The 17,772-nt window shown below is 50.6% G+C and carries 17 protein-coding genes and 2 pseudogenes; 14 read left to right on the top strand and 5 right to left on the bottom strand.

The window, feature by feature from the left end; genetic code table 11:
- The first annotated feature begins 15 nt into the window (after nt 1–15).
- Together OGV19_RS15470 and OGV19_RS15475 are read left to right on the top strand one after the other, a co-directional pair.
- On the top strand, nt 16–951 hold the full coding sequence (locus OGV19_RS15470; protein ID WP_264309576.1) for a GapS4a family protein: 936 nt from the start codon (nt 16–18) through the stop codon (nt 949–951).
- A complete protein-coding gene (locus OGV19_RS15475; RefSeq protein ID WP_264309577.1) occupies nt 951–2,078 on the top strand; it encodes a GapS4b family protein in 1,128 nt (375 codons plus the stop codon). Before OGV19_RS15470 ends, OGV19_RS15475 begins: the two co-directional genes overlap by 1 nt.
- 309 nt (nt 2,079–2,387) lie before the next feature.
- On the opposite strand, the gene OGV19_RS15480 is transcribed toward OGV19_RS15475, so the two are convergent.
- Complete coding sequence (locus OGV19_RS15480; protein WP_264309578.1) at nt 2,388–2,756, bottom strand: histone-like nucleoid-structuring protein, MvaT/MvaU family; 369 nt, start codon at nt 2,754–2,756, stop codon at nt 2,388–2,390.
- 550 nt (nt 2,757–3,306) lie between these two features.
- Nucleotides 3,307–4,293: a GlxA family transcriptional regulator gene (locus OGV19_RS15485; protein WP_264309579.1), complete on the bottom strand. Its 987-nt coding sequence runs from the start codon at nt 4,291–4,293 to the stop codon at nt 3,307–3,309.
- 107 nt (nt 4,294–4,400) lie between these two features.
- On the opposite strand from OGV19_RS15485, the gene OGV19_RS15490 reads away from it, so the two are divergent.
- Both OGV19_RS15490 and OGV19_RS15495 read left to right on the top strand, forming a co-directional pair.
- Nucleotides 4,401–4,943 (top strand): thioesterase family protein, encoded by a 543-nt coding sequence (locus OGV19_RS15490; RefSeq protein WP_121162297.1) that lies wholly within the window; start codon nt 4,401–4,403, stop codon nt 4,941–4,943.
- Nucleotides 4,944–5,226: 283 nt separating this feature from the next.
- Nucleotides 5,227–6,804, top strand: a complete 1,578-nt coding sequence (locus OGV19_RS15495; RefSeq protein ID WP_264309580.1) for a hypothetical protein — start codon at nt 5,227–5,229, stop codon at nt 6,802–6,804.
- 79 nt (nt 6,805–6,883) lie between these two features.
- Here the strand turns inward: OGV19_RS15495 and OGV19_RS15500 are convergent, their stop codons facing one another.
- Together OGV19_RS15500 and OGV19_RS15505 are read right to left on the bottom strand one after the other, a co-directional pair.
- Nucleotides 6,884–7,129: a LysR substrate-binding domain-containing protein gene (locus OGV19_RS15500; protein ID WP_245150098.1), complete on the bottom strand. Its 246-nt coding sequence runs from the start codon at nt 7,127–7,129 to the stop codon at nt 6,884–6,886.
- 29 nt (nt 7,130–7,158) lie between these two features.
- Complete coding sequence (locus tag OGV19_RS15505) at nt 7,159–8,124, bottom strand: GlxA family transcriptional regulator (protein ID WP_264309581.1); 966 nt, start codon at nt 8,122–8,124, stop codon at nt 7,159–7,161.
- A gap of 194 nt (nt 8,125–8,318) precedes the next feature.
- On the opposite strand from OGV19_RS15505, the gene OGV19_RS15510 reads away from it, so the two are divergent.
- The 9 genes and pseudogenes from OGV19_RS15510 (at nt 8,319) to OGV19_RS15540 (ending at nt 15,843) form a co-directional block, all read left to right on the top strand.
- The gene (locus OGV19_RS15510) at nt 8,319–9,032 is read left to right on the top strand and encodes a substrate-binding periplasmic protein (RefSeq protein ID WP_264309582.1); all 714 of its coding nucleotides are present in this window, start codon (nt 8,319–8,321) and stop codon (nt 9,030–9,032) included.
- A 75-nt stretch (nt 9,033–9,107) separates the two neighbouring features.
- Nucleotides 9,108–9,875: pseudogene (locus tag OGV19_RS27850) on the top strand (MCP four helix bundle domain-containing protein); the annotation flags it as partial.
- Nucleotides 9,876–10,226: 351 nt separating this feature from the next.
- Nucleotides 10,227–10,733: pseudogene (locus OGV19_RS27855) on the top strand (methyl-accepting chemotaxis protein); the annotation flags it as partial.
- Between the two features lie 533 nt (nt 10,734–11,266).
- Complete coding sequence (locus OGV19_RS15520) at nt 11,267–12,019, top strand: alpha/beta hydrolase family protein (protein WP_121161193.1); 753 nt, start codon at nt 11,267–11,269, stop codon at nt 12,017–12,019.
- A 684-nt stretch (nt 12,020–12,703) separates the two neighbouring features.
- A complete protein-coding gene (locus OGV19_RS15525; RefSeq protein ID WP_014860742.1) occupies nt 12,704–13,036 on the top strand; it encodes a carboxymuconolactone decarboxylase family protein in 333 nt (110 codons plus the stop codon).
- 95 nt (nt 13,037–13,131) lie between these two features.
- Complete coding sequence (locus OGV19_RS15530; RefSeq protein ID WP_264309584.1) at nt 13,132–13,827, top strand: DsbA family oxidoreductase; 696 nt, start codon at nt 13,132–13,134, stop codon at nt 13,825–13,827.
- 51 nt (nt 13,828–13,878) lie between these two features.
- Nucleotides 13,879–14,427 (top strand): OsmC family protein, encoded by a 549-nt coding sequence (locus tag OGV19_RS15535; protein ID WP_121161189.1) that lies wholly within the window; start codon nt 13,879–13,881, stop codon nt 14,425–14,427.
- Between the two features lie 109 nt (nt 14,428–14,536).
- Nucleotides 14,537–14,872 (top strand): thioredoxin family protein, encoded by a 336-nt coding sequence (locus OGV19_RS27860; protein ID WP_392517321.1) that lies wholly within the window; start codon nt 14,537–14,539, stop codon nt 14,870–14,872.
- Between the two features lie 77 nt (nt 14,873–14,949).
- Nucleotides 14,950–15,843 (top strand): DMT family transporter, encoded by an 894-nt coding sequence (locus OGV19_RS15540; protein WP_264309585.1) that lies wholly within the window; start codon nt 14,950–14,952, stop codon nt 15,841–15,843.
- A gap of 92 nt (nt 15,844–15,935) precedes the next feature.
- Here OGV19_RS15540 and OGV19_RS15545 read toward each other — a convergent pair whose 3' ends face one another.
- Nucleotides 15,936–16,400 carry an Lrp/AsnC family transcriptional regulator gene (locus OGV19_RS15545; RefSeq protein WP_319025960.1) on the bottom strand — a complete coding sequence of 155 codons (465 nt, stop codon included), beginning with the start codon at nt 16,398–16,400 and terminating at the stop codon, nt 15,936–15,938.
- Between the two features lie 146 nt (nt 16,401–16,546).
- Here OGV19_RS15545 and metC point away from each other — a divergent pair, with 146 nt between their 5' ends.
- Nucleotides 16,547–17,755 (top strand): cystathionine beta-lyase, encoded by a 1,209-nt coding sequence (gene metC, locus OGV19_RS15550; protein ID WP_264309586.1) that lies wholly within the window; start codon nt 16,547–16,549, stop codon nt 17,753–17,755.
- The last annotated feature ends 17 nt before the right edge of the window (nt 17,756–17,772 follow it).

Here is a 17,772-nt window from a genome sequence, read left to right on the forward strand (position 1 = left end):
CTGGAGAGCCCGCTAGTGGGAGAGTGGTCAAAAAGTATTGGTGAGCACGGGGAAGACATCGTCTTCTCGTTCCTGAAATTCATCGGTTGGAAAGCAGCCGTGCGGGGCATTGACGTCAGCTGCATCCACCCTGAGGGACATAAAAAATCGGCATCAGGATCCGAGCGGACAAGCCATGGGATCGACTACGTCTACACGGGTCAGTCGCCCTTGGAAGATGGTGTCCTCAAGCACCTGTGCATCTCGTCAAAATTTTCGACCAAGGCTTACCTGCGCCCTTTGACGACCACCTTCAGAAGTCACTTCAGCGATTTGGCCACAGCCATTGAGTGCTTCAAACGATCAGCTCAGAGAAGGCAGCTCAATGCCGGGTATACAGGCATCACTGCAGAAGTCGTCGCCGGCGTGCTGTTCTGGATCAACGGCGAAGACGTCAAGGATTTCGACGCGGTGTCAGAGGTTGCCGCAAGCAAGAAGCTGGACAACTCCAATTACGGCACCATCTATGTGATCGACAACCGGCGGGCCTGCTTTCTCTACGAAGCCATCTCGTACATGCGAAACACGTACGGCACTGCAAACGTGAAATTCCTGTATCCGTCCACGGGCAAGAACGTTGACCCGTCCCAACGGCTAGCTGCAGGTGACGTCCTGCCGGCAGAGTACCTCACAAGCGGTATCATTCCCTTCTTCATCCAGGCAGATGACTCGAAAAGCCTGGCCGTCTGCTGTGATGATGAATTCAGCGAAGAGGGTCTATGCAGGCTTATCGGATATTTGTCCTCGGTAGCGTTGGATTTTCCGCAGAAAGTTTTGATTGCCTTCCCTGATTACAATTTCAGCGATCACAGCCGGCAGGCGGCGCTGGCCAAGGGCTCGATCGCCAACAAGCGCTTTGCCGAGCTGGTCGAGGTCGTCAGCTACCGCTCTGACTTCAGGAGTATTGCGTAATGAATCTGGAAAATGAAAATGCAATACTGCCACAGGGTGAGAACCTGCGCGCCTATCTCGTGCAGCCCTTTGTATCCAAGGGCGATCTGAAGAACCTGCTCCGTCAGCGCGGCGTCTTTACGTCGGAGTCGGACAAAGAGCAGAGCATCCCTGCATTGACTCTATCGCTACTCAAGCCCAGCGAGTTCGTGGTGCTGCAGCAGCTGTACATCGCCAAGGAAGACAATCCGAAAATCACCAGTCAAATCATCGAGTGGTCTGGCACTGGGTCTTTGATCAGCAGCATCCCTGACGACATTGACGTCAACAAGGTACTGGATCTGAATTTCAAGAATTTCAAAGTCCTCAATGCGCCAGGCTTCTATCCGGTGCCCAATAGCGCTGATGCCATCCGCATGGACTTCGAAATTGAGCGTCTCGACCGCTCCAAGAGTTGGGCTGATTCGCATAAGCGCTTCAAAGCTTCCATCGAAATTCAGAAGAGCAAGGACAAAGACGAGCTCATCATCATCAGTACCCATACCGCCCCTGAAACCAAACAGACGAACCGAGCCATCTCGAAGCATCTGATTGGACACTTCAAGGCACAGGGTCAGATCGCCCAAAAGGCCAAGGTTCGGCAAATTCGTTTCCGTGACTTCACCAACGAAAAGCGGTTTGACTACTTATTGGGCCTCACACGCGACAGCAGGCATGCCTCTATGACCTTCAAAGAGGTGGTGGATATCGGCTTGGTGCCAGACGAGGAACACACACTGCCCGAGCAACTGGAATGGATGGAGGAGCGTATTCGCGGCTTGGATCTGCGAGGCACGGGGCTGGAAGATTCTGACTTCTTGAGCAACCTTGCCTACCGCCCTTGCCTGCTGATTCATCGGCTGGACGCCAAGTTTAGATTCAGCCTTTCGGGGATGGATGGTCACTGCGTCATTTCGCTCGGGTTTCCTGACTTTAATAAAGGGCATAATCGAGACAGCGAAATCGAATTGCGCATCAAGAAAATCGACTTTGATGAGCCCCGTCGTGGCCTGGATAAAAACGAGGCTATTCAGACGATCCTCAAGGAACTCGAATTCGAGAAGATTGAGACGTTCAAGAAGCTCGCCAACCTCGAAGAGGCCGCATAAACGCCTCCGTGGCCTCTCAGTCCCCAAAGCAGCACTTGGGGCTCTGGTACCTGGAGCCCCACGTTCTTCTGATCAGCCCTTGAACCGACCTGTGCGCCTGCCAGCACGGGCGTGAATCAGCTACCAGATCCCTGGCTCCGCAGGAAGTTTTCTTTGAGCACGCGGGGAAATGCGACCTCCTGTTAGCCCTCAATTGCCCTTTCAAATACAGCAACCGCGTTCCTAACTTGCAATCTCCGATTCAGGGGCGGGTAGCGTATAGGCCAAAAAAAGCCTCCCTAGAAGGAGGCTCTCGGAAATCAGGTTGACTCACTTGGCCAGCCAGGACTCAACCTCGTCCGAACCGTACTCCGCCTTCCATTTTTTGAGGAGCTTATGGTTGCCGCCTTTGGTCTCTATCACTTCGCCGTTGTGCGGATTCTTGTATTGCTTCACCTGACGTTCCCGTCGTGGTGCTTTCTCTGCAGTTGCAGGAGCAGCGGAACGACGGCTAGCCTCTGGATCCAGGATGTTGATGATGTCCCGGAGGCTGAAACCGTACTTGTTCAGCAAGTCCCGCAGTTTGGTCTCAAATTCAATTTCTTTCTGCAGTTCGGAGCTTCCTTTCATCGCTTCGAGCTCTGCGAGCTGTGCGGCCAAGGTTTGCTCCAGCTTACGGAATTCTGCCAAACGAGACATAAGTAACCCTCTGTGATTTATAAAGTGACGCTAGCCTAACGCAATTGGAGGCTCAAAGCCTAATGAATATGAGCCTGTATTGCTGAGTTAGTTCGTAAATTAAGGCGTCACGCCATAGCCCTGCAGATGAAGTCGACAATCACGAAACTAAAGATGCGCCCATTTTTCATGCACCAACCTGAGCCATGCCCTGAACGTGTGACCTGATGAGCGCCCTTAGTCGCCGCGTCCAGCAATGCGGCACTGTACTTTGCCAATGCTCTGGGGGCCCGGCCATCAATACGGGCTGGGGTTGGACTTCAACGGGCTAATGGGAGCGGCTTGATTGACCAGCAATAGCCGTGAAACAGAGCGATCCAGTGATCACGCAGGCGCACGCTAATCCCGACAACCATTACGTTCAAGGGGAGATTCACGGAAACGCTGAGAAGCCTAGGGAAACCCTCAGGGTAGTCACGAGCAGCTGTGCTCAGAACCGGAATCATATGTAGAAAGGTCGATAGCGGGAAAATTGGTGGTATGCATCATCACGCAATGCATAAAACCTTGATCAGATCGGAATAGCCGTTTGACCTGGTGGGGCGAATTTTAGAAACCGCTTCCGAAAAACGCTGGGTGAGACTCCAACGCGCTGACAGAACAACCGCCTGAACGAATTACTGTCTTCATAACCCACCCTGTCTGTTATGGAGTCGAAGCATAGCCGGGTCGTCTCGAGCAATTGCTTTGCCTTCTCCAGACGAAGCGTTTGCAGATATTCAAGCGGGGAGTAGCCGGTGGCCTCTTTAAAACGACGCTTGAAATTTCGCTCACCAAAACCGAAGCGCGTAGCTATGTCGTCGATTTTACATGGTTTTTCAAAGTGTTCTTCCATCCAATCCTGTACTTTGAATATGGCGCTATCCGCATGGCCCCGGGGCATTGACCAAGTGACGTACACAGATTGACTCGTACGCACCGCGTCTAGCAAAAGAAAACTGCTACATTGCTGAGCTAGCTCGCGTGAAGCGAACCTACGAATTATATGCAACATCATGTCCACAACCGAGCTAGCTCCAGCTGAGCTTATGATGCGGCCTCGCTCGCAGAGGATGAGTTGCTCCTCTAAACGAACCTTCGGGAATTTTCGACGGAACAAGTCTGCAAATGCCCAATGGGTGGTGGCCTCAACGCCGTCGAGCAAACCTGCGTGAGCGAGCATGAAGGTAGCAGTACACATCGATGCAATCACCGCACCTTGCTCATGCTGACGGCGCAGCCAGCTCCGATAGTTGCCGAAGGTTGGTAAGGCATCCCGCAGGGTGAAAAGAAAGCCTGGGATGATCACGAGGTCAGTCCGCTCTATACCACTCAAAGCACCGTCCACGGCCATGGAACGACCAAGCGCATTGCGCACGGGCTGCCCTTCGAGCGACGCAACGTGAACCGAAAAGGGCTCAGCAGGTACAGCCAGACGGTTCGCAGCATCTAACATCTCAAGTGCCAGCGCGGCGGAAGCGTGTGAGCTGAGATCTGCTAACAAAACTGTTACGTGCATCAAGAACCTCAATGCTGGATCGGCATGGTTTAGGTCATTTCTGCATCTACTTTACGACACTTGTAAAGCCTAAAGTAGGCCGTTTCCAGCCTTGGATGGCCTTGAATATGAATCTCTGGTTCCGACTTTTTTTGATGCTCTTGCGGCTTCCTTGGCGCCGCCCTGTTCCAGGGCTTAGCACTACAACCGTCCGGATGCGCGTTTGGCCTTTGGATCTTGATTTCAATCGGCATGTCACTAATGGCCGATATTTCACTCTGGCTGACGTAGGCCGTATGGATTATGTGTTGCGCAGTGGTGCTTTTCGCGCTGCGCTCCGCCACCGCGCTATCCCGGTCGTTGGAGACGTCTGCGGTAAGTTCCGGCGCGAACTTAAGCTATTTGAGCGCTTTGAAGTTCGCACTCGAATGCTTGGTTGGGATGAAAAGTGGAGCTTTGTGGAGCACTGCTTCGTGAAGGATGGGAGAGTAATCGCTATGGTTGTCATGCGCGGGCTCTTCAGAAGTCGTAGCGGCACAGTCCCTCCGGCAGAACTGGCGCGTGAATTGGGGATGGACGAAAAATCACCGCCTCTGCCTCAATGGCTAACTGAATGGTCGAAAAGCTGTGATGGGCTGAGCATTCAGCTTCGCCAAATGGAGACGCTGTGATCGCGCTCACCGCTAGCAGCAACTGAGCAATCCGAATGTGAGCGCGCAACGATGCCATGCTTTCCTCAACTGGATCGTTTCCCCATCCAGTTGGATCGCCCCAAACCGGCGTACCAGATTACATGCGAAGGAATACGCTGCTGTGTGTGTCACGTTCAGCTGCGCCAGTTCGCTCGGTTCCGCGAACGATGAACGTATGCTGTGCCTGCAGCACTGACCATCCGCTAACGTTGATCAGTTGCCTGCCGATAAAACCTCTATACCCTATCTCGGCAGGACGCCCATGAATTCGCTATCAGCGTTACCGCACCAGGCACAGCCCTTGACGCCCACGCAATCAACCTCTGCCCTTGCCAGCAACGCGACCCCGATCGCCGGCGTCCCCACAATACCGAGCACTAGCGTAACCCTTGGTGAGAACACCACGGTCAACGATTCAGAAACCTACTCGCGGCTGGGCCTTCTATCAGGGCAAGTTCGCTATGCCTGGGAAGTCGAAAGCCAGGATAAGCTGACCAGCACGCTTCAGACTGCCTTCGAGGCGTCCAGAACCTCAGGGCGCTTCAAGGGAATTGGCGCAGCCTTGATTGAGCAGCTCGCTCAGAATGGCGGCAAAAATGTGTCTCAGTCAGTGTTTGCTTTCAATGACCGCTCCCTACTCGCTCCTGCTGAGCTGGCACTTCAACAGCAACAGCTGCGCGAGACTCCCGACCATGGCGTTTCCTTCAGTCTCACGACCTCTTCTGGCGCGACCATACGCCTGTTGCTGGCCAGTGGTGCCAATGGCCTAGCGGTGAGCGCTGAAGTCGAAGGAGAAACACTGAGTGACGAAGAACTCAAGGGGTTGGGTAACCTGGCAGACTCTTTCCAGTCTACTATCGACGGCTTGCATGAGGCGCCCCCTCAACTGAAGCTCGGCGCGCTGGTCAGACTCGATCCGAAGCTTTTTACGTCACTGGAAATGACCGCTAAGCTGGAAACGCCAAGCGGCGAGCAAACATTTGCCCTGATGCTTGATGACCATGAGCGCAGCATCAGTCTAAAAGGGCCGTCAGGACAGGTACAACTTAGCCTGGATACACGTAACTCCGAATTACTGGGCAGTTCGGCCCAGCGTAAGGCTGCGACCGACAACTATCTGACCCAGTTCGACGCCGCCCAAAATAGAGGACGCGGTGACAAGAACCTGATGAACATCCTCAAGGTCGCGTTCACTCAACTTAACAGCATCGACGATAACCGTCAGGGTGCGGTACAGCGCCCATCCCCGCTAAACGATAAGGATCGAGCCTTGCTCAGCGGGCTGGCCGACTTCAAAGCATCAATCAGCGAGAGCGTGGACAGAATCAATCCGATGCGCCAGGACGAGGTCGACAGCTTCACGTTCAACACTTCGCAGACCACCACTATCAAAGGCAGTGCTTTGCGAGACCTTTCGGTTGAGCAGACCCAGACGAGCAAGCTCAACGCATCGTTCCACCGCAGCCTCAACCCGATGACGGAACTAGCGCTAAGCAACGACCGCAAGTCGCAGAACTACACCTATCACCTCATTGAAGATCAGGCGAGTAGCACTACCCGCCTGGCTTACGATGAAGGCCGGCTGGTCGAAGCCAGCGCAACCCAACAGGCGAGTCAGAAAGAGCGGATCCTTTCGTATATGAATGGGGATCTGAAGAGCGACTTGACCACACCTAAATCGGTGACCCAGTCACGCAACGTGCTGAATCTGCTGGAAGAAGCATTTAAACGAGACCGCACCTCCCAACAAAAACTCGGTGTCTCGCTTCTTGATGATCTTTTGCAATCCCAGCGCAGTAGATGGGGACTGCAGGCGGATCCGTCTAAGATCTCCGCGTAATGCAAAGGCATCCTCCTCTTCTGTACCATCTAATGGCGATTGCGCCCGCTTAAAACTACACGAACACGTGAGGCGTGGCCTAAGACCCACTAGCATTGGGCACTTTAAGCTCAAACAACAGCTCATCAGTTGCGCGATCGAAATGCTCGATAAGGAAATCCAGCAATACACGCACGCGGGCAGTCCGGTAACGGTTGCCGTGTAGTACCGCGTAGACACTGGCCTCTGGAACCCAAAAGTCAGGCATTAGGACTTTCAATCGACCAGCACTGATATCGACAGCCGCATCCCAGATGGTCTTACGCGCGATACCATGCCCGGCCAATGCTCATGCGCGCGCGAGTGCGCCATCACTTACGCCAGTACCCCCTTGAATTTCTTCCGGTAAGCAGCGGGAGGAATTCCTACGCGCTTGGAGAATAACTGCCTAAAGGAATTGCTATCAGAGTATCCAACCTGTTTAGTTATTGAGTCGAACGCCTGATTAGTTGTTTCCAGCAATATCTTCGCACGTTCCAGGCGAAGAGTCTGAATGTAGTTTATAGGTGTATAACCTGTCGCCTCAGAAAATCGCCGCTTGAAATTCCTCACGCCAAACCCGAACATTTCCGCCACGTCATTTACAACAAGCTGACCGCCTAAATTCCCTTCTAGCCACGTTTGAACTTCCAAAATCTTCAAATCACCGTGCCCTTTCGGCATCGACCAAAGCACGTAGCAGGTCTGTTCCGTTCTAGCCGAATCAATTAGCAAATAACGGCTACACGTATGCGCCAACTTAAAGTCCGAAAACTTTCTAATTATATAGAGCATCATGTCAAGCGTAGCGGTTGACCCCGCACTAGTAATGTAACGATTATCCTCACTTAAGATTTGATCAGCATTAACAATAACCTTCGGATGCCGACTACTTAAAAGCCCAGCGAATGCCCAGTGGGTGGTAACCCTAATAAAATCAAGCATGCTATTTTCCGCAAGTACAAAAGTCGCCGTACACATTGTAGCTATCTCAGCACCTTGCGCATGCTGCGACCTGAGCCAATTTCCATATTTTTTGAATTCGGGAATCACATCCTTCAATGTTAACAAAAACCCCGGTATCACCACTAAGTCGGTGCACTGAATCTCATCCAAAGATTTTTCGACTTTTATCTGCTGCCCGCCATAGGCATCAACGTTACGCCCCTTCAGCGAGGCCATGCATACATCGAAAATTGGATGTTCGCGCCCCGAAAAATGGTTTGCTAAAGCAAACACCTCCCAGGCAACTGCTGCACTGGCGGCGGAACATTGATCTATGACAAGAATTGTTACATGCATGGGCCAAATTTCACTTATCACATGCTTAATTGCACTAATGACCATTCTCGTGGTAATGGCACATCGCTATAATTAGTGAGAACAACGCGCGCGCCCGTAAAGCGACTAATAGCCTCGGCACCAATATATGTGGCAATTGAGATTGCGTCAAAGGCCGTTGCACCACTGATCCCACCTCAGATGAAGAGCCTTCAATGCTACATATATTGCTGTTGCTACCGACGCTGTTAATCAGTTTCTCCGCACTGGCAGATGAACCTTTTGAATTATACATTCCTAACTCGCCGCCACTGGCATGGTCAAACATTACCAGCCAAGGTATAACCATCACCCCCATAATTACAGCACTTGAGCAAACCAAAAAAAATATAATACTTCGAGAGACCCCTTGGCCACGAGCCCAGAAGGAGGTCTCCAGTGGGCGGAACAAGTTGATTGCACCTCTTGCACGCACTGCCTCTCGCGAAGATAAATTCACTTGGATAGCCCCGATCTTAGAGACTAAAAATGTGATGTTCACATTAGGCACTCCCGCCCGAAGCTTTTCTGAAGCGAGGAGAATGTATAGCCGTATCGGAGTAGGTCAAGGCTCGGCTCAAGCAGAGACTCTAGTTGAAAATGGTTTTCCACCAAAGCAACTCGTACACATCAAGCTCGGTGAAAACCCAGGAAAGCTGCTGCGCTTGGGGCGAATAGATGCATGGTTCACAAGTACAACTGAGGGCAACTACATCTGGCGAAATCGGTTAAACGAGATGAATCCACTGAAATCAAGCCCTATCCTAACGAGCACGACATTATATTTAGCTTGCTCAATTGATTGCGACCCTGAGCTAATCACAGAACTTAGATCCACACTCACCCCCTCAGCCAATCCAACCCAAACCAACCCAGCCAAAAACCAGTGACTGCACATATCAGACACACTTTAAAACCAGGCACCATCGTTTTATACGACCGATATCGCAGCGTCAGGAGTAATCGTGAACCTTAACAACGTAAAAATTGGAACCAGATCCATACTACTTTTTTCTATAGTTGCTGCACTAGTAGTATTAATGGGCGGAATCTCATTATACCAATCAAAAAATATGAACGATGCCTCTGATGAGATAAAAACAGTCTGGATGCCCGGACTGTTCGAGCTATCAGAAATTGGCACAGATATCGGTAGAGGGCGCGCGTTGACGCTGCGAGCATTCCTGCTCAAGAACCAGGAAGATAAAGCATTGACCTTGTCAAAGCTTGCGGAAATCAAGGCTTCCATTCCTGAAGCCTTCAATAGATACAGAAAAACCATAAAAAGCAACGAAGAAACAAAAGCATTCGACGATTTCGAAAAGCACTACCTCCGCTATCAAGACCTGCAAGATAACATAGTCAAAAACATCATAAAAAAAGATAGCGTCGAGGTAGAAAAGCTCATAAATGGGCCACTTATTGAATATGCGGAATCTATGATATCTGCACTAAAAAAAGTTTCAATACTCAATTCCGAAGGTGCCAGCGCAGCTGCTGCTGCCAGCGATGATGCCTACACCGAAAATATCATAGCAATTCTAGCAACCATCGCTACAATTCTATTGACGATGGTAGCACTGGCAACATATTTCACTAAAAGCATTGTCAAACCATTATCCGACGCAGTTTCAATTGCACATCAAATTGCTTCTGGCAATCTGTGCCAAACAATTAGAATCAGCGGGAAAGACGAAACAAGTGCATTACTAACATCACTTAGCCAAATGCAGCACGAACTGAAGAACACAATCTCTCAGATTGCGAGCTATTCAGATCAACTGGCGTCAGCATCAGAAGAGCTACAAGCGGTAACAGAAAATGCAAATAAGGGTCTTCATCAGCAAAACGTCGAAATCGATCAAGCTGCTACTGCCGTCAATGAAATGACTGCCGCAGTGGAGGAAGTAGCGAGAAATGCAAATAGTACTGCCGAGGCGTCTAAGGAAACTGAAAGTGCCACCAAGTCAGGGAGCTTGCAGATTGATCAGGCGTTGTCTCTCATCGAACTGCTCGCCGGCGATGTGACAACAACCTCACAAGAGGTGGAGCTTCTCTCTAGCAATATTGAAGATATCAATAAGGTTCTTGAAGTAATCGGGTCAATTGCACAACAGACAAATCTTCTAGCGCTCAATGCTGCCATTGAGGCAGCTCGGGCAGGAGAGGCTGGTCGAGGCTTTGCAGTGGTTGCAGATGAAGTACGGGCCCTTGCGCATCGGACGCAGCAGTCCACTGAGGAAATTGGTGAGATGATCAACACGATCCTCTCAGGCACCTCTAGAGTGGTAAGCGCTATGTCTACAAGCGAGAAGCGTACACACGAAACATTGATTGCAGCTAAGGCCGGCGGGGATGCATTGCGTGAAATCTATGAATCTATCATGGGCATAAACGAGAGAAACTTAATTATCGCTACCGCTTCGGAGCAGCAAGCACAAGTCGCCAGAGAGGTGGACAGAAACATTGTTAACATAAGAGATTTGGCGACACTCAACTCTGCTGGCTCGAATCAAACAAGCGCTTCTTCGCAAGACCTTTCAAAACTAGCCGTTCAACTCAACAGTATGGTTTTGAAATTCAAGATATGAGCGTTCTCCTGGGTCTTCCGGAGCACGAAAGACCCAGGATACACTCATATTCAAAAATCGAATTTAACTGGTAACCTCTTGCACAGCGGCTTCAGCCTGCTTACGCATCATGAAAACATCGCAAGCGCACCTGCACAGACTGCAGTTGCAACACCGAAGCTTATGGCAAAAGCTTCTGGCGCCTGTAACCACTATCAATGGTGCCTGCGTAGTAATGGAGGCCTGATTTACGGCCTACGAGGGCTCGTTGGGTCTGTAACAGTCGCGTTGCCGACCGTCGAACAAGGTCAACCACCGGCGCGGTACTCACGGCCAGCCCCACCTCAAGCGACAAGTCTGCGCTGAGTTCACTCCCGTCCTATCCGCTATCTGCATGGCATAAGGCTTAAGCACCAAAGACGATGCAGAACAGCCAAGATTGCCAGCATACCTACTAGGTGGTAGGCTTCTACTGCCTCACGGTTTTGAGCTTGCATTGCTATGCTGCCACAGTGAGAACCTAACGCCAGTCAATACTTCCCATGGAAATCGTCATGAGCAAACAGAAGATCACGTTCCTAAACGCCGAGGGTACGAGCCTTTCAGGACTGCTTGAAGCCCCTGAGTCACCCAGTGCTTACGCATTGTTCGCACACTGCTTCACCTGTGGCAAAGATATTAAAGCAGCTGCGCGTATTGCGAAGGCGCTGGTCGACAATAATATCGCTGTACTTCGTTTTGATTTCACGGGTCTGGGCGGGAGTGGCGGAGACTTCTCCAATACCAATTTTTCATCAAACGTTGCTGACTTGGTATCTGCGGCGGATTATTTACGCAACACGTATCAGGCTCCATCCCTTTTGATTGGCCACAGCTTGGGGGGCGCTGCAGTCATCGCAGCAGCTAAGCACATCCCTGAGGGAAAAGGTGTTGTGACAATCGGAGCTCCTGCTGATGCGACCCATGTTATGAAGCAGTTCAAGGGTCAAGTAGAAGCGATCAGAGACATTGGTGAATATAGAGTTACGCTTGGAGGAAGGGAGTTCACTATAAAAAATCAGTTCCTCGAAGATATTGAAAGTCAGCAGCAGGATAAAAGCATCGCGAACCTCCGACGCGCACTGCTTGTTTTTCACTCACCTACCGACAATGTTGTATCCATAGAACAAGCACAGAAGATTTACCAGACAGCTAAACACCCGAAGAGCTTCATATCGCTGGACTCTGCCGACCATTTACTTACAAACAGCCGAGACGCAGAGTATGTTGCCTCATGCATTACCGCCTGGAGTTCCAGATACTTATAGCCTTATAGAATCATCACATAAAGGAATACCTATATGAGGTACTGCTCAATTTTAATCCTAAAGCAGGCGAGAGAAAAAAGAAGAGTATGTCCTACTTTTTGCGACAGTGAGTCGGCAAAGCGACAAGAAAAAGCAAATGCCGGAAGTAGCTCTCTATCAATAATACTCTTGATAATTTTGGTGACGTTTTTCGCGCTAGCTCTAATCGGAACTAGCTAATTCTTGCGGAAGCTGGGACACGAGAAGTTGGCGCACCGGCTACTAATATTGCGTCCATTCATTATAAGCCCAGCCCCGAAGTCTAATCGTGAAGCCCTAGTGCTCTACCGCTGGCCACTCACCTACCCATCAAACCAACCGCAACAGCCTAAGCGCTTACCTGAAATGCCGGCTCCACTCACATCCGTTACAGGAGCCGCCTAACCTACCGACAGCGCTGAGAGCAAAGATAGCTTGATCCCAGGGGAGCAGCTACGCACCTGAAATGCATTGAAATCGAGATGTGGAGCCGCTTGCAGACCTCAGGCTCAGCGTCGCATGGGCTGCTCCTGCCTGCTGACCGGACGAATGCAGGTTGAAAAGGGTATTGCGACCTCTACCTACTAGATGGTAGGTTAAGCCTGCACGCAAGAATCCACACTCAACATTTTCATTTCTACGCCTTGGCGTAGCTGCGAGGATCACATGCAAGACTGGAAAAAAGCACGACAAGACATTAATGCTCGCGTTATGCAGCTCGGCTCGCTTTCACCGGAAACCATCAAGGGCGTGATGGCGCTTGGCGGGGCCGGCGCGAAAACCAACCACCTCGATGCGAAGACCCGCGAACTGATTTCTCTTGCAGTGGCCGTAACCACTCGCTGCGACGGCTGCATTGCTTTCCACGTCGCCGAAGCCAAGAAGCTTGGTGTCACAGTTGAGGAGGTCTCAGAAGCTCTCGGAGTCGCAATCAACATGAACGCAGGCGCAGCCTTGGTTTATAGCACTCACGTGCTGGACGCCTTCGACAAGGAATGACCTGAGGAGGCTGCTCCCGTAACGAGCAGCCCATTTTTTTCGAGTTCGTCCCGCACACTCATAGCGAGAGTGCTGATCATCTTAAGGTGATACAAATGAGCGCAGAATCCAAATTAATCACGATTGACGTTTGGTCGGACTTCGTCTGCCCTTGGTGCTGGATTGCGAAGAGCCGGTTCGAAAGTGCTCTTGCCGATTTTGAACACAAAGACTTGGTTCAAGTTAACTACAAGGCCTTTCGGCTCGCTGCTGGCCAAAAAGCCGCACCGATAAAGCAAGTGCTTGTGCAAAAGTTTGGCAATGAACAATCTGCAAACGGGATGATCCAAGCTGTCACTTCTAATGCCAGGGAAGTCGGCCTTGTTTACAACTTTGACACGATGCTATTTGGAGACACTACTAAGGCACACGCTCTTGTCAAAGCGGTCGACGATAACGATACCAAGAAGGCTCTCAGCGAACGCCTTTATAAGGCCTGCGCCACAGATGGACGCTCCATCTTCGAAGAGAACTCGTTGTCGGAAATTGCGGCAGAAGTAGGTATCTCAGCAAGCTTCGTACAGCAAGCCTGGAATGATCAGACGCTGCCCAATCTAATCGCTAAGGATGAGAAAGAGGCTCGCGAGGTCGCGAACGGCGTTCCTCTGTTTGTCTTCAACAACGGTTTCTACATCTCGGGAGCTCAAACCGTTGACGCGTTCAAACTGGCGCTACAGCGAATGTATTCAAGTGCCACCGAAGGTGAGTCCTTCCAAGGGCAAACCTGCGGCCTTAACGGATGCGACAGCTGATCAACATGTCCGCACGCTAACGATAAATATTAATTTCTGTAGGCCGTCAGTATGAGCAACATTGTGAATGGTATCAACGTTACTAATTTAGAAAACTTCGCTCGCGACGTAGCAGCGGATCACACAAACGCTGAAGCCCGCTTCAATGTCCAGACTAAATGGATGGGCCGAACCAAAAGCGTTACGAATGTTACTCAATGCAGTCTCTCTGGTCGGCAAATGGAGCGAGACTTCCAGATCGTCTCGGACGAACCTGTTGAGCTATTAGGTGAAAATACAGCGCCTGGCCCAATGGAGTTGTTACTTGCTGCCTTGAATGCATGTATGTCGGTAGGCTACGTAACAGGCGCTGCGGCGAGGGGCATCAAGATTAAAAGTCTTGAGATTGAAACGGACACTGATCTCGACCTGGGTGGTTTCTTGGGACTTGATGAAAATCTAAATCCTGGGGTCAACGAAGTACGTTACAATGTAAAAATTTGCGCAGACGCCTCACAGGATCAAATCGAAGAGCTTCATGCCCACGTCATGAAAACCTCACCAAACTTCCATAATATGGCGAGAGGGATTAAAGTATCGCCAAAACTGGAGATAATATAAATATCGCCAAAACTGGAGATAATATAAATCTGGCAGCATCACAGCTGAAGGGTCGTCGAAGCATCTGGCGACCTTGCGCTGCACTTTGAAAAAACTGGTACATATATCCATGAATGGAAGTTACGAATTAGATACTGATGGACTCCATAGAGAACTCAGTGCACCCAATAGAATTCATGTTATTTGCTTTTCTTCCCCTTGGTGCGGCCCTTGCACCGGGATGAAGCCAGTTTTCGAAAAACTCGCTGATGCATACTCTCAACTCGCGACATTTAGACACGTTGATGTCTCACAGTCTCCGACGGTCGCGAAAACAATGAATATCAATGGTGTTCCGTCAATCGCAGTATTTAGAGACGGGATTCTCTCTAAGCTGATCATGGGTGCGAGCTCATACAGCGAACTGCAGAAAACTCTGGAAATCGAACTAAAGTACATAGATTGAATCGTCCTGAAAGTTCTGAGGCACGTTCAACGGATGCTCATTTAGGAAATCTCACCCTACCCAGTGGAAGAATTCTCTTGAATACCCCTCTATCTCCAGCTTTGACCACCAAACAAGTACATCGCGTTGTGTTCCTGACGGCCATCGCGATGATAGCGTTTGCAGCGAACTCAGTTCTGTGTCGGGTAGCATTGCGGCACAGCGCCATCGATCCGATTAGCTTCAGTGTCATACGTTTGGTGAGTGGTGCACTGATCCTATGGATGATTCTCAAATTTCAGCGACCAGCAAAAAAGAGCGCAGGCTCTTGGGGAGGCGCTGTATCACTCTATGTCTATGCCTTCGCTTTTTCCTACGCGTATTTGAAACTGGATACCGGTACCGGCGCGCTTGTTCTGTTCGGCGCAGTGCAGCTAACCATGCTTGGGTACGGATTTCTCCATGGAGAGCGCATGGGCGCCTTGGCATTGCTAGGCTTACTGCTGGCGATTGCAGGCCTTGTCATACTACTTCTTCCGGGATCCAGCGCCCCGCCCCTGGCAAGCGCAGTGATGATGCTCGCGTCAGGGGTGGCATGGGGAGTCTACTCAATCCTAGGAAAAGCCTTAGCTGATCCGTTAGCGGCTACAGGTGGCAACTTCATGATGTCTGTTCCGCTAATCGTGCTTACCGCACTGCCCTTCATGTCCTCTTTCCATGCAGACGCTGTCGGTATTACTTATGCCATCGCATCAGGCACCATCGCATCAGGCGCGGGATACGCTATCTGGTACGCGGCGGTTCGACATCTCTCATCTTTCCGAGCAGCCACTGTGCAGCTAACAGTCCCAGTGATTGCCTCCATTGCCGGAGTTCTACTGCTGGGGGAAACCTTCACCACTCGCCTTGGCCTGAGCTCACTGACCGTACTAGGTGGCATAGCCCTGGTATTGTCGGCTAAGCAAACACCTTCGCTAAAGCCGCGAGACTGAAAAGCATCGAAACGTGCAACTCAGTGGATTTTGGGCTGCACGCACTGCATCAATTACTGGAACAAGTTACACACTGCGCTTCACATTGGCACTTACAAAGGAAGCGTCGGACATCTTTTTATCTCTTTGAGAGAAAAGCCCGTATACATCTCCTTAATATTCCCCAAACGGCGTATCTTGTACATAGCCAGCTGATGGAAATCGTCCATATCTTTAACCACCACCTGCAGTAAATAGTCATACTTCCCAGATATATTATGACAAGAGAGCACACTCGGCAGGGAATTTATCCCCTTCTCAAAGTTATCCATCGCCTCCTCTGAGTGTGTATCCAACGTAATACTGATGAAAGCAAAAACATTCAAACCAATAGCTTTTCGGTTAAGCGAAGCGTGATACCCCTCGATCACCTCCTCTTCAAGTCGCTTCAATCGCTTCCAGCTTGCCGGGGCGGAAAGCGAGACGCGAGCTGCGATCTCAGCGTTGGTGAGACGACCGTTCAACTGAACGATCTCAAGGATCATGCGATCCACCTTATCCAGCTCAATCATCGGCATGTCTCGGGCAATGGCAGAAAAATCTGAGTTAATGGGACAAGAATCCGCACTAGAAACGTCTAATAATATTCACCAATAAACCGCTTAGCAAGAAATATACGAAAGAAAATTTCTCTATAGAACAAATATAATTAGCTGATCTAGTCATGTATCGATCAGAGAGAAAATCCTTGAATAACAATAAGTTAACTGCATCAAGCGCGACGGTCATTGCTCACGCAGGTAGTCACCCTGAAGACCACTACGGGTTCGTCAACCCTCCTATCTACCGAGGTTCGACAGTCGTATTCCCAAACGTCGACTGTATGCAGAATGGCGACCAGCGCTATCAGTACGGGCGGTGGAACAATCCATCGACCGAGGCCCTTTGTGAAGCTATATCAGCGCTAGAAGGCGCTACTGGGACTGTTCTGTGCCCTTCCGGCCTGTCCGCATGCGTTACCGCGATACTGTCCGTGGTGGGATCAGGCGAACATATCCTGGTACCTGACAGCGTTTACGCCCCGACACGCCATTTCTTGGATACCGCAGGAAAACGGCTGGGCATTCAGACAACCTACTACGACCCTCAAATTGGAGCAGGCATTTCTGAGCTTTTCCAATTTAATACTGAGGCAGTGTTTACTGAGTCGCCTGGCTCACATACCTTCGAGATTCAAGACATCCCAGCAATCGCCAAGGCCGCACACGCCCATGGCGCGCTGGTTCTGCTCGATAACACCTGGGCGACACCGCTGTATTTCAAAGCGATCGATCATGGCGTTGATCTCTCGATTATGGCCGCCACCAAGTATATCGTAGGTCACTCTGATGCTCTTATCGGCACTATCGCAGCATCATCACGCGCATGGCCTCAACTAAAAGCCTACCATTTCCAATCGGGCACATATGTAAGCCCAGACGACGCGAATCTGGCTCTACGAGGACTCCGGACATTGGACGTCCGTCTGGAGCGCCATCAACGCAGTGCCCTATGTGTGGCCAAGTGGCTGGAAGAACAAGACCAAGTTTCTCGCGTCATTTACCCTGGTCTACCATCCCACAAAAATCACTCGCTATGGCGCCGAGATTTTACCGGAGCAACCGGCCTCTTATCGTTTGTTACCAAATCCGCCCCCATTGAAGCAGTCAAAGCCCTTCTTGATGATCTGAATCTTTTCGGACTCGGCTATTCATGGGGTGGCTTTGAAAGCCTAGCGATGACAGTAGATCCACGGAAACTGCGCACTACAACGCTTTGGGAGGAAGAAGGTCACCTCATTAGACTTCATGTCGGCTTGGAGAACCCAGAAGATCTTATCGCCGACCTAAAACTTGGCTTTGATAGATTCGACCTAATTCGCCATCAGTCTTAAGAATGATCTATCACTAG

Source organism: Pseudomonas putida (genome assembly GCF_025905425.1).
Lineage (GTDB): Bacteria > Pseudomonadota > Gammaproteobacteria > Pseudomonadales > Pseudomonadaceae > Aquipseudomonas > Aquipseudomonas putida_AF.

Excerpts from the sequence above, each read along its gene's own strand:
- OGV19_RS15475 (WP_264309577.1), top strand. The coding sequence starts at position 951 with ATGAATCTGGAAAATGAAAATGCAATACTGCCACAGGGTGAGAACCTG.
- OGV19_RS15480 (WP_264309578.1), bottom strand. The coding sequence starts at position 2,756 with ATGTCTCGTTTGGCAGAATTCCGTAAGCTGGAGCAAACCTTGGCCGCA.
- OGV19_RS15485 (WP_264309579.1), bottom strand. The coding sequence starts at position 4,293 with ATGCACGTAACAGTTTTGTTAGCAGATCTCAGCTCACACGCTTCCGCC.
- OGV19_RS15490 (WP_121162297.1), top strand. The coding sequence starts at position 4,401 with ATGAATCTCTGGTTCCGACTTTTTTTGATGCTCTTGCGGCTTCCTTGG.
- OGV19_RS15495 (WP_264309580.1), top strand. The coding sequence starts at position 5,227 with ATGAATTCGCTATCAGCGTTACCGCACCAGGCACAGCCCTTGACGCCC.
- OGV19_RS15505 (WP_264309581.1), bottom strand. The coding sequence starts at position 8,124 with ATGCATGTAACAATTCTTGTCATAGATCAATGTTCCGCCGCCAGTGCA.
- OGV19_RS15510 (WP_264309582.1), top strand. The coding sequence starts at position 8,319 with ATGCTACATATATTGCTGTTGCTACCGACGCTGTTAATCAGTTTCTCC.
- OGV19_RS15520 (WP_121161193.1), top strand. The coding sequence starts at position 11,267 with ATGAGCAAACAGAAGATCACGTTCCTAAACGCCGAGGGTACGAGCCTT.
- OGV19_RS15525 (WP_014860742.1), top strand. The coding sequence starts at position 12,704 with ATGCAAGACTGGAAAAAAGCACGACAAGACATTAATGCTCGCGTTATG.
- OGV19_RS15530 (WP_264309584.1), top strand. The coding sequence starts at position 13,132 with ATGAGCGCAGAATCCAAATTAATCACGATTGACGTTTGGTCGGACTTC.
- OGV19_RS15535 (WP_121161189.1), top strand. The coding sequence starts at position 13,879 with ATGAGCAACATTGTGAATGGTATCAACGTTACTAATTTAGAAAACTTC.
- OGV19_RS27860 (WP_392517321.1), top strand. The coding sequence starts at position 14,537 with ATGAATGGAAGTTACGAATTAGATACTGATGGACTCCATAGAGAACTC.
- OGV19_RS15545 (WP_319025960.1), bottom strand. The coding sequence starts at position 16,400 with ATGCCGATGATTGAGCTGGATAAGGTGGATCGCATGATCCTTGAGATC.
- metC (WP_264309586.1), top strand. The coding sequence starts at position 16,547 with ATGTATCGATCAGAGAGAAAATCCTTGAATAACAATAAGTTAACTGCA.